General features: G+C 66.0%; 1 protein-coding gene. It reads right to left on the reverse strand.

Annotation, left to right across the window (positions count from 1 at the left end; all coding sequences use genetic code 11):
• A partial coding sequence (locus AB0305_RS23080) for an efflux RND transporter permease subunit (RefSeq protein ID WP_366174201.1) occupies positions 1 to 1106 on the reverse strand: 1106 nt, incomplete at its 3' end.
• Positions 1107 to 1263: the final 157 nt, after the last annotated feature.

Consider the following 1263-nt stretch of genomic DNA (forward strand, 5'->3'; position numbering starts at 1 on the left):
TCAAGGCCGGCAGCGTCATCGCCTGCTGGGGCATGGGGATCACGCAGCACAAGCATTCGGTGGCGACCATTCAGCAGGTAGGTCTCGAGGGATGCGTTGGAATCGGCGGCTTCCTCGATCTCGGCACCCATCTCGATTCGGTAGCCCGGGGGAAGCGCGATCTTTGCGATGTTCGGGGCAGCACGGTCGACGATCTGTTGTGCGGTGGCCTGCGTACTGCGGCCTTCCACGGTCAGCGTGCGCACCAGGTCGCGCCGGCGAATGGCCGACGGCTCGGAAGACAGCGACACACTCGCCAGTGCAGACAGGGGCACCGGTGCCGCGCCGCTGGCCGGGTGGATCAGCGTGTTCGCCAGGTCTTCCGGGCGGGCACGTTCGGCATCGCTGCCGCGCACCACCAGCGGCACGAGCGTGTCGCCGTCGCGCAGGACGGAGACCTCAACGCCGGTATAGCGGGCGCCGAGTGAGGTGGCGATGTCTTCGCTGCTGATGCCCAGGCGGCGCGCCTTGCGCTGGTCGATCTGCACGTCCACACGCGGCACACGCGGGCCCCAATCGTTGCGCACGTGCACCATCCCGGGCAGCGGACGCAGCATGCCTTCGATCTTGCCGCCGATATCGCGCAGTACGGTTTCGTCCGGGCCGCTGATCCGGTAGGCCACCGTGCCGGCATCGTTTGCACTGCGTGAGAAGCGTTTGGCGTCCACGCGCACATCGGGATAGCGCTGCGCCATCCACTGGCGTGTGCGCTCGATCATGGGCGCAACATCTTTCGCGCTCTGCACACTCACCGTGAAGTAGCCGACGTGCGAGGCCGGCAACGGCGGACTGAGCACCAGCACGACGCGGGGGCCCCCATCTGCCACGTAACCGATGCTGGTCGTGACTTCGGGGTTGGCTTTCTTGTCGCTCAGCCATTGGCTCAGATCGCGCACCACGGCTTGCGTGCGTCGTGCATCGCTGCCCGGCTGCAGCTCAATTGCAACCTGGTACTGCGGGCGTTCCGACGGGGGCAGGAACCCGGCCGGCACGCGCGAGAGCAGCACCATCGAGCCGATGAATAGCACCGTCATCGCGGCCAGCATCTTGCCCTTGTGGTCCAGCACCTTGCGGATGACGCGCGCATAGCCTGCGTAGAAGCCAGTCTCCTTCGGCGGTTCGTCGGCGTGTCAACCAAAAATTATACCCGAGCGTACCTAGCCGACGATAGCGGTCGCCGGCGGCGCTTCTTGCAGATATAGTAGACACGCCGATCACCCGCCA

It is taken from the genome of Arthrobacter sp. NPDC080086 (assembly GCF_040702285.1).